9 protein-coding genes and 3 pseudogenes are annotated in these 7,838 nt (G+C 68.6%); 9 read left to right on the top strand and 3 right to left on the bottom strand.

All coding sequences use genetic code 11. The features are described from left to right. Window positions 1-83 precede the first annotated feature (83 nt). The 5 genes and pseudogenes from ACIQFZ_RS42700 to ACIQFZ_RS42680 all read left to right on the top strand — a co-directional run. Window positions 84-201, top strand: a pseudogene (locus ACIQFZ_RS42700) (winged helix-turn-helix domain-containing protein); the annotation flags it as partial. A gap of 492 nt (window positions 202-693) precedes the next feature. After that, window positions 694-1,212 (top strand): hypothetical protein, encoded by a 519-nt coding sequence (locus tag ACIQFZ_RS42695; protein ID WP_402693917.1) that lies wholly within the window; start codon window positions 694-696, stop codon window positions 1,210-1,212. Window positions 1,213-1,294: 82 nt separating this feature from the next. Next, window positions 1,295-2,137 carry a DUF4097 family beta strand repeat-containing protein gene (locus ACIQFZ_RS42690; protein WP_402693916.1) on the top strand — a complete coding sequence of 281 codons (843 nt, stop codon included), beginning with the start codon at window positions 1,295-1,297 and terminating at the stop codon, window positions 2,135-2,137. Window positions 2,138-2,219: 82 nt separating this feature from the next. Then, a complete protein-coding gene (locus ACIQFZ_RS42685) occupies window positions 2,220-3,215 on the top strand; it encodes an ATP-binding cassette domain-containing protein (protein WP_402693915.1) in 996 nt (331 codons plus the stop codon). Beyond that, the gene (locus ACIQFZ_RS42680) at window positions 3,212-4,000 is read left to right on the top strand and encodes an ABC transporter permease (RefSeq protein ID WP_402693914.1); all 789 of its coding nucleotides are present in this window, start codon (window positions 3,212-3,214) and stop codon (window positions 3,998-4,000) included. Before ACIQFZ_RS42685 ends, ACIQFZ_RS42680 begins: the two co-directional genes overlap by 4 nt. A 134-nt stretch (window positions 4,001-4,134) precedes the next feature. Here the strand turns inward: ACIQFZ_RS42680 and ACIQFZ_RS42675 are convergent, their stop codons facing one another. Further along, complete coding sequence (locus ACIQFZ_RS42675; protein WP_402693913.1) at window positions 4,135-4,302, bottom strand: hypothetical protein; 168 nt, start codon at window positions 4,300-4,302, stop codon at window positions 4,135-4,137. 274 nt (window positions 4,303-4,576) lie between these two features. On the opposite strand from ACIQFZ_RS42675, the gene ACIQFZ_RS42670 reads away from it, so the two are divergent. After that, the gene (locus ACIQFZ_RS42670; protein WP_402693912.1) at window positions 4,577-5,359 is read left to right on the top strand and encodes a 2-phosphosulfolactate phosphatase; all 783 of its coding nucleotides are present in this window, start codon (window positions 4,577-4,579) and stop codon (window positions 5,357-5,359) included. A 43-nt stretch (window positions 5,360-5,402) separates the two neighbouring features. On the opposite strand, the pseudogene ACIQFZ_RS42665 reads toward ACIQFZ_RS42670, so the two are convergent. After that, window positions 5,403-5,489, bottom strand: a pseudogene (locus ACIQFZ_RS42665) (ATP-binding protein); the annotation flags it as partial. Between the two features lie 219 nt (window positions 5,490-5,708). On the opposite strand from ACIQFZ_RS42665, the gene ACIQFZ_RS42660 reads away from it, so the two are divergent. Together ACIQFZ_RS42660 and ACIQFZ_RS42655 are read left to right on the top strand one after the other, a co-directional pair. Continuing rightward, window positions 5,709-5,939, top strand: a complete 231-nt coding sequence (locus tag ACIQFZ_RS42660) for a hypothetical protein (RefSeq protein WP_402693911.1) — start codon at window positions 5,709-5,711, stop codon at window positions 5,937-5,939. 201 nt (window positions 5,940-6,140) lie between these two features. After that, window positions 6,141-6,419 carry a hypothetical protein gene (locus ACIQFZ_RS42655; RefSeq protein ID WP_402693910.1) on the top strand — a complete coding sequence of 93 codons (279 nt, stop codon included), beginning with the start codon at window positions 6,141-6,143 and terminating at the stop codon, window positions 6,417-6,419. A gap of 92 nt (window positions 6,420-6,511) precedes the next feature. Here the strand turns inward: ACIQFZ_RS42655 and ACIQFZ_RS42650 are convergent, their stop codons facing one another. Next, window positions 6,512-6,667: a hypothetical protein gene (locus tag ACIQFZ_RS42650; RefSeq protein WP_402693909.1), complete on the bottom strand. Its 156-nt coding sequence runs from the start codon at window positions 6,665-6,667 to the stop codon at window positions 6,512-6,514. Between the two features lie 465 nt (window positions 6,668-7,132). On the opposite strand from ACIQFZ_RS42650, the pseudogene ACIQFZ_RS42645 reads away from it, so the two are divergent. Continuing rightward, window positions 7,133-7,756, top strand: a pseudogene (locus tag ACIQFZ_RS42645) (alpha/beta fold hydrolase); the annotation flags it as partial. Between the last annotated feature and the right edge of the window lie 82 nt (window positions 7,757-7,838).

The following is a 7,838-nucleotide window of genomic DNA, read 5'->3' as shown; positions in this document are numbered from 1 at the left end:
CCCGTATCCGCCTGACCAAGCTCGCCCCGACATCCGGCCCGCAAGCGGCCCGGATGCTGCCGCCTGCCCTCCCGCACATCGATTTTCCGATCAGCTACAAAGTGCAAGGGGTTGCCGCGCTGCTCAAGAGGCATGGCTGGAGCTGCCAGGTACCGGCCCGCCGGGCGGTGGAGCGCGACGAGGCGGCGGTGGCCGGCCGTCGACGGCTTCGGCCAGGCCGCGTGATGCCGCCTTCTGCTGCCGAGCCCGCCGGCTACGCCTCCGCGGTCCGACCTGTGGGGGTATTCGCCTTGCCTCATGCGGCCTTGAGGTCGGCGACCTCGCGGGCCCGGCTCCCCGGGCCACGCGCCGAGAACCGGTCCCGCCTTTCGTCGGGTGAAAGCCAGGGATCACGCTCCTCGCCGTGCGAACGGGCACTGACAACCCCCACCGCAGGGGTGGGCTCGGCCCAGCGGCAGACCGCGAGGCGGGGCAGGCCACCTTCCTGCCACATCGCATGGCATCACGTGGCAGCACTTGGTGCCACGTGATGCCATTCCATGCCTCTAAAAGCGCATGAGCACACATGGCGCCACAATCACTCGGGTCGCCCCGTTCATGTTTTTGCAGTTCAGGGAAGCCATTCATGCGCCCAATCCACACGAGGTGCCATTCGGGCTTGCGTATGCGCCACCGTGGCGCCATGATGGCGTCATGGACCTCACCCCGTACGTCGACACCCTCCGCCGCGAACTCGCGGTGGCCGCCGAAGCCGGCGGCGACGAAGCCCGCGAGCTGGCCGAGCGGCTCACCGCTCCCCTGGAGTCGGCGGCCCGGCTGACCCTGCTCAACGTGCTCTCCGCCGCGATGGGCGAGATCACCCGCGAGCTCGCTCCCGGCTCGGTCGACGTACGGCTGCGCGGGCTCGACCCCGACTTCGTGGTGACGCCGCCACCCGCCGGCGGCGGCGCCCCTGCGGAGCAAGCCGCGCCCGTTGAACCGCTCAAGACCCCGGCTCCCGCCGACGGCGACGAGGGCGGCACCGCCCGCATCAATCTGCGGCTGCCGGCCCACCTCAAGACGCGCGTCGAGGAGGCCGCGAGCCGCGAGGGCCTGTCGGTCAACGCGTGGCTGGTGCGGGCCGTGTCGGCCGCGGTCGACGGCGGCACCCGGCAGCGTACGGCGGAAAAGACCCAGACCATCGGACAGAGCTTCACGGGCTGGGTGCGCTAGCCGCGCCCGCCCCCGCCCCACTTCACCCACACCACGTCCCACCAGCGGGGACGTCCTGAAGACCCAAGAGGACGGGACAGCCATGCCTTCTTTCGACACCCTCGAACCGATCTCGGTCGCCGCGCACGTGGAGGCCGGTTCCATCCAGTTCACCGCAGGCGACCGCCTCGACACCGTCGTCGAGGTGCAGCCCCGCGACCCGAAGAAGGACCAGGACGTACGGGCGGCCGACCAGACCGGGGTCACGTACACGAGCGGCCTACTGACCGTCAGGACGCCCAAGCCCAATCTGTTCGGCCGCACCGGCACTGTCGACGTGACGGTCGAACTGCCCACGGGCTCGCGCATCGACATGACTGGCGCCTGGGCCCAGGTGCTCGGCGAGGGCCGGCTCGGCGAGGTCCGCGTGAAAACCTCGTCCGGCGACGTCCGACTCGACACCACCGGCCCGCTGATGCTGACCGCGTCGCACGGCTCGATCACCGTGGACCGGGTCGAGGGCATGGCCGAGATCACCACCAGCTCCGGCAGCCTGCGCGTCGGCCTCGTCGACGGCCCCGCCGTCCTGAAGAACTCGCACGGCACCACGACCGTCGGCGCTGCGACCGGCGAGCTGCGGGTGAGCGGCGCCAACGGCGACATCGAGATCCGGCGCGCCGAGGACTCGGTCACCGCCACCACCGCCCACGGAACCCTGCGCGTGGGCGAAGTGGCCTGCGGCACCGTCCAGTTGGAAACCTCCTACGGTGCCATCGAGGTCGGCATCCGCGAGGGCACCGCCGCCTGGCTCGACGTCAGCTCCGACTCCGGTCAGGTGCGCAACACGCTCACCGCGTCCGAGACCCCGGAGAAGACCGAGGACACCGTCAAGGTCCGCGCCCGCACCCGGTACGGCAACGTCGACGTTCGCCGCGCCATGGTCTGACCCCACAAGTACTGGCCTCAACTCACTCATCCCACCAGCCACTTCACACTTCGAACGGGAGGGCCCCATGCCTTCATCTGTCATGCCCACGTCCAGACAGGACGGTGGTCACCCGTCGCCGGCCGCCGTCTCCACCGTCGGCCTGCGCAAGTCCTACGGCGACAAGACCGTGCTCGACGGCATCGATCTGCGTATCCCGGCCGGCTCCGTGTTCGCGCTGCTCGGGCCTAACGGCGCCGGCAAGACCACCGTCGTGAAGATCCTGTCCACGCTCATCGCCGCCGACGGCGGGCAGGCCCAGGTCGCGGGTCACAATGTCGCCACCTCCCCGGACGGGGTGCGTGCCGCGATCGGCGTCACCGGGCAGTTCTCCGCCGTCGACAACCTGATCACCGGTGAGGAGGACATGCTCCTCATGGCGGACCTGCACCACCTGTCCAAGCGCCAGGGGCGGCGGGTCACCGCCGAACTCCTTGAGCGCTTCGACCTGGTCGAGGCCGCGAAGAAGCCCGCCTCCACCTACTCCGGCGGCATGAAGCGCCGCCTCGACATCGCCATGACCCTGGTCGGCAACCCGCGGATCATCTTCCTCGACGAGCCGACCACCGGCCTCGACCCGCGCTCCCGTCACAACATGTGGCAGATCATCCGGGAGCTCGTCACGGGCGGTGTCACCGTCTTCCTCACCACCCAGTACCTGGAGGAGGCCGACGAGCTCGCCGACCGCATCGCCGTGCTCAACAACGGCAAGATCGCCGCCGAAGGCACCGCCGAGGAGCTGAAGCGGCTGATCCCCGGCGGACACGTCCGGCTCCGCTTCACCGACCCGGCCGCGTACCAGGGCGCCGCCCTCGCACTGCGGGAGGTGACCCGGGACGACGAGGCGCTGGCGCTGCAGATCCCCAGCGACGGCACCCAGCGCGAGCTGCGCTCCATCCTCAACCGGCTTGACTCGGCCGGCATCGAGGCGGACGAACTGACCGTGCACACCCCCGACCTCGACGACGTGTTCTTCGCCCTGACCGATAGCAGCAACGTGCCCAGCCAGCCGAAGCAGCCCAAGGAGGCCCTGCGATGAGCTCCTTCTCCCTCGCCGTGCGCGACTCGTCCACGATGCTGCGCCGCAACCTCCTCCACGCCCGGCGTTACCCCTCCCTCACCCTGAACCTGCTGCTGACGCCCGTCATGCTGCTGCTGCTCTTCGTCTACATCTTCGGCGACGCGATGAGTGCGGGTCTCGGCGGCGGTGCCGACCGCTCCGACTACATCGCCTATCTCGTGCCGGGCCTGCTGCTGATGACCGTCGGCTCCACCACGATCGGCACCGCAGTGTCCGTCTCCAACGACATGACCGAGGGCATCATCGCCCGCTTTCGCACCATGGCCATCCACCGCGGCTCCGTGCTCATCGGACACGTCATCGGCAGCGTCCTGCAGTCGATCATGAGCGTGGTCCTCGTCGGCGCCGTCGGCGTCGCCATCGGCTTTAGATCCACCGACGCCACCGCCCTGGAATGGATCGCGGCGTTCGGACTGGTCACGCTGTTCGCCCTGGCGCTCACCTGGATCGCGGTCGGGATGGGCCTGGTCAGCCCGAACGCCGAGGCCGCCAGCAACAACGCGATGCCACTGATCTTCCTCCCGCTCATCTCCAGCACCTTCGTCCCTCTGCACAGCATGCCGGGCTGGTTCCAGCCGATCGCCGAGTTCCAGCCGTTCACGCCCGCCATCGAGACCCTGCGCGGACTCCTCCTGGGCACCGAGATCGGCCACAACGGGTGGCTCGCCATCGCCTGGTGCGTCGGCCTCGCGGTGCTCGGCTACTTCTGGTCGGCCTCGAAGTTCAACAGTGACCCGAAGTAACCGCCGTGACAGCGCGGGCAGCCTCCCGCCAATTCGTCCCACCCGAAGGCGGCGTACTCCGACACCATGTCGGTGTACGCCGCCTCGTTCATATGCGACGACATGACGTCGACAATCCGGCGCAGGCTCACGGGTCACATCCGTCGGTTCTCGAGTTCGTTGGCAAAGCGCAGCCAGTGGTCGGCGCAGCGGCGCGCGGTCTGCGCGAGAACGTCCGCACGGTGCCCGGGCACGCTCCGCGCGAGCCGGAGCCACTTCGCCCCGTCGCCGATCGAGTGGACGCTCAGCATCTGCAGCAGCACCCGGCCAACCTCCGTGCACAGGGACGGGTCCTTGCACATGTTCGGCAGGAACAGCCCGATGGCGGCCGCAGAGGTGCGCGTCGCCGTCCGTCCGCCGACCGGCTGCGGGAGAGTGTCAGGCGCGGCCGAACTCGCCTTCGTCGACTGCCTCTTGGACGGATGGAGGCCTTGGCCTGATCGATCTCACCGACCATGTCGACCCCGGGCACCTGCCCGGCCCGCGAACACCGAACAGCCCTCCTCATTGATCCAACCGGTGCCAGACTCGACCACCATGCGCAACTGGTTCCTGCAGCAAGAACACGGCGTCCGATTCGAGTGGGGCCCCACTGGTGCCCAGCAGCTGGCGTCGGACGCCGCCTGCCTAGTGGTGGTCGACGTGCTGTCGTTCACGACATCGGTGACCGTCGCCGTCGAGGCGGGAACCCAGGTCTTTCCCTATCCCTGGCGTGACGAGACGGCATCCGCGTTTGCCCAGAACAAGGTGGCGGCGCTGGCCGTGGGGCGGCGAGCCGCCACCTCAGCCTCACCGTGGTCGCTGTCTCCCGCAGCACTTCGGCAGGCCCCGTTCACCCCTCGACTCGTGCTGCCCTCGCCTAACGGATCCGCCATCGCAGCGGCGGCAGGCGATTCGATGGTGGTGGCGGGCTGTCTGCGTAACGCCACCGCTGTCGGACGATGGCTGGCCCGGCACGGCTACGGGACTGCCGAGCGTCCCGTCGTGGTGATCGCTGCTGGTGAGCGGTGGCCGGACGGAAGCCTGCGACCTGCGCTGGAGGACTTGCTGGGTGCCGGGGCGATCATCGCCGAGCTGGGGTCGCGAGGCGTTGGCCCGCTGTCTCCCGAGGCAGTTGCCGCGCAGGCTTGCTTCACGCAGACCGCCGATGTCGTCAGTGCCGTGGCTGCCTGTTCCTCAGGCGTTGAACTGGTCCAGGGAGGCTTCGCCGACGACGTGGCCATCGCAACCAAGCTCGACGCCAGCGCGATCGTGCCCGTGCTCACCGACGGAGCTTTCCACCACAGCACCGACGGCACGGGGCCGCAGCCGAACCTGTGAGGTTTCGGTGGCACCTTGCACAGGTTCGCCGGAACAAGTGCGCTTTGCCGAAGGTCTTGTTCGAGGTCAGGACGATCGAGCCTTTCTCGTCACGCTTGGAGATGACCTGGAAGAGGTTCGCGGGTACTCGGGCGCCGACGCGGGAGATCGTCCGCACGGGTCGGGTGCTCTCGATCCTTCCCAGGATGATGGCACCGTCGCCGTCGAGGACACCGACGTTTATTGTCGCTGAGCAGCGCTCTGCTAGCTGCCTCGCTGATGCCAGGCCGGCGTCGCGGAGGGTCAGATTCCGGGTGAAGCCGCTGGCGAGGACGAACGAGCAGACGCCGATCCGACGGTGGTGGTCGACATGCCTGGCCTGGTCGCCGAGCACCTGGCCGACGTCCCTGACAACGCGGTCCGCCAGGCCCTGGAGAACGGGCGGACGATCCGCCGAGGCCAGGGCTACTCGGTGAGGGTCACCGCACCGCCGGCCGTGCATCAGGCCCACTCCGCCGCCGTGCTGATGCAGTCGCCCGCCGACCGCAAAGCCCACCGCATCCATTCCGACCGTGTGACGGCCACCCGGACCGCGCCTTGAGTGTCGGTGCGTTCACCGTGCCACGATGAGCCCCAACGCCCCAGGGGAGGAGGACTTCGGAACCCACCGGGCCGCGCATTTCACCGGCTGGAGCGACAACGCGATCGCCGCCGAAGGGCTCCGCGCGGTGCCGAGCTGAGAAGCGCCGCCCCAAAGTGCACAAGCGTCGAAAGACTGCCGTTCCACAGTACGAGGAGATTGATGTCCACACCGCAGCGCAAACCCTCCGCCTACCACGATGCTCCGACCGCCATGGTCTTCGACCTCTTAGCCGAGACGGCGACGCGTCTGATCGGCCGCTACAACCACCTGTCCGAGACGGCCACCACAAAGGAAGAGCTGGACGCCTGGTGGGAGAAGGTCATACGCCTGCGTGACGCCAAGCGCGCCGTTCCGGCGCAGGACCCCGACCAGCTCATCGCCCGCATTCAGGAGTGGACCGAGGAGCTTGAGCTCCTGGAGTCGGCTGACCGTGACTGACGCAAGCGACTACGCCCTCTCGCAGCCAGCGCTCGTGCTGCTGGGGGGCCAGATGGCCGAGGGGAGGAGCCATGCAATGCAGGCCGCTCGTTCTAATCGGGTGTGGCCGGCCGGGCCTGCTCGCCGCGTTGGCGCTCGTGCTCGCGGCGTTCGGTTGTGGCGATCTGCTGCCGTACCCGGTCGAGGGTGAGGGCGAGCCACGTCTCCAGGGTGCGGAGGCAGGGCAGGTCAGGCGGCGGATCGTTCACATGTTCGTTTCTAGAAGGCGGGGGCACACGGTGACGACGTTGCCGGACGAGTGTCCCGTCTCGCCGAAGGTTGAGCGCCTAGATCCGCCCGCATCGCGGCCTGCACGATGACGGCCCCCATGAGCGTTCCGAGCAGTGGTAACCACGTCATGCGCCGACAGTAGAGGCAGCGGTCGTAGTTGGTCAGTTCATCACGCCGGTCAACCTCCGATGAGAAGGGTCAAGTTTCGCTGCGACAGGTCAACGAGGCCTGATCGTCGACGTACAGCGCGGGTCTGGTCGTGCCTGGTCCTCGGCGGTTGCCGTCTGTTACGGCGTTGTGAACGAAATCGGGTGAGGAGTCATGACCGATGCCCGAGACTTCCGGTGCTCGCGCAAGATCCTGCGCTGGGGGCGGTGGTGGTGCGCCGAGTTCCGGTGGCTACTCTCGTCTCTCCGTCGATCTGGAGTGCAGGAGAGCAGACTGTGCGCAACGCCGCCGTGACGCCCGAGGGCGACCGGATCCGCTGGGTCGAGCTGCCGGGGCAGGAACCATCACGCGTCTACGTCCATGGTCTGGGTGCCACTTCGCCGGCTTACTTCACGGAGGTCGCGGTCCATCCTCTGCTGGCCGGCCGTCGCTCACTGCTGATCGACTTGCTCGGGCACGGCATCAGCGACCGGCCGACGGGCTTCGACTACACCCTGGAATCGCACGCCGATGCCCTCGCCGCGGCCCTGACCAGCGCGGGTGTCATGGGCGCTGAGGTGATTGCGCACAGCATGGGCGGCTCGGTGGCCATTGTCCTGGCCACCCGGCACCCTCAGTTGGTCTCCCGCCTGGTCCTGGTCGACGCCAACCTCGACCCGATCCCGCCCAGCCCCATCTCCGCAGGCAGCAGCGGCATCGCCGCGTATTCCGAGCAGGAGTTCCTGGCGGGCGGCTGGGAAGACATCCGCGACCGGGCTGGTTCCCACTGGTGGTCCACGATGCGCCTGGCCGGCCGGGAGGCCCTGCATCGCAGCGCGGTCCACCTCGCCCGCGGCACCGTCCCCACTATGCGTGAGCTTCTGCTGGACCTGAAGATTCCCTGCACGGGGCTTCACCCTTGATCGTGGACACCGGTTGTTATGCGGCGGTGGCCAGCGTAGTTGATCGCTGTTCGTAAGTGATCGGGCTGATCTGGCCGAG

The sequence above is a fragment of the Streptomyces sp. NPDC093064 genome (genome assembly GCF_044754605.1).
In the GTDB taxonomy this organism is placed as follows: domain Bacteria; phylum Actinomycetota; class Actinomycetes; order Streptomycetales; family Streptomycetaceae; genus Streptomyces.
Note: the sequence above shows the minus strand (reverse complement) of the source record. Positions and strands in the feature narration are given on the sequence as shown.

What these genes read in the sequence shown, in the direction of transcription:
- ACIQFZ_RS42680 (WP_402693914.1), top strand. Translation starts at nt 3,212, where the DNA reads ATGAGCTCCTTCTCCCTCGCCGTGCGCGACTCGTCCACGATGCTGCGC.
- ACIQFZ_RS42670 (WP_402693912.1), top strand. Translation starts at nt 4,577, where the DNA reads ATGCGCAACTGGTTCCTGCAGCAAGAACACGGCGTCCGATTCGAGTGG.
- ACIQFZ_RS42655 (WP_402693910.1), top strand. Translation starts at nt 6,141, where the DNA reads ATGTCCACACCGCAGCGCAAACCCTCCGCCTACCACGATGCTCCGACC.
- ACIQFZ_RS42690 (WP_402693916.1), top strand. Translation starts at nt 1,295, where the DNA reads ATGCCTTCTTTCGACACCCTCGAACCGATCTCGGTCGCCGCGCACGTG.
- ACIQFZ_RS42685 (WP_402693915.1), top strand. Translation starts at nt 2,220, where the DNA reads ATGCCCACGTCCAGACAGGACGGTGGTCACCCGTCGCCGGCCGCCGTC.
- ACIQFZ_RS42660 (WP_402693911.1), top strand. Translation starts at nt 5,709, where the DNA reads ATGCCTGGCCTGGTCGCCGAGCACCTGGCCGACGTCCCTGACAACGCG.
- ACIQFZ_RS42695 (WP_402693917.1), top strand. Translation starts at nt 694, where the DNA reads ATGGACCTCACCCCGTACGTCGACACCCTCCGCCGCGAACTCGCGGTG.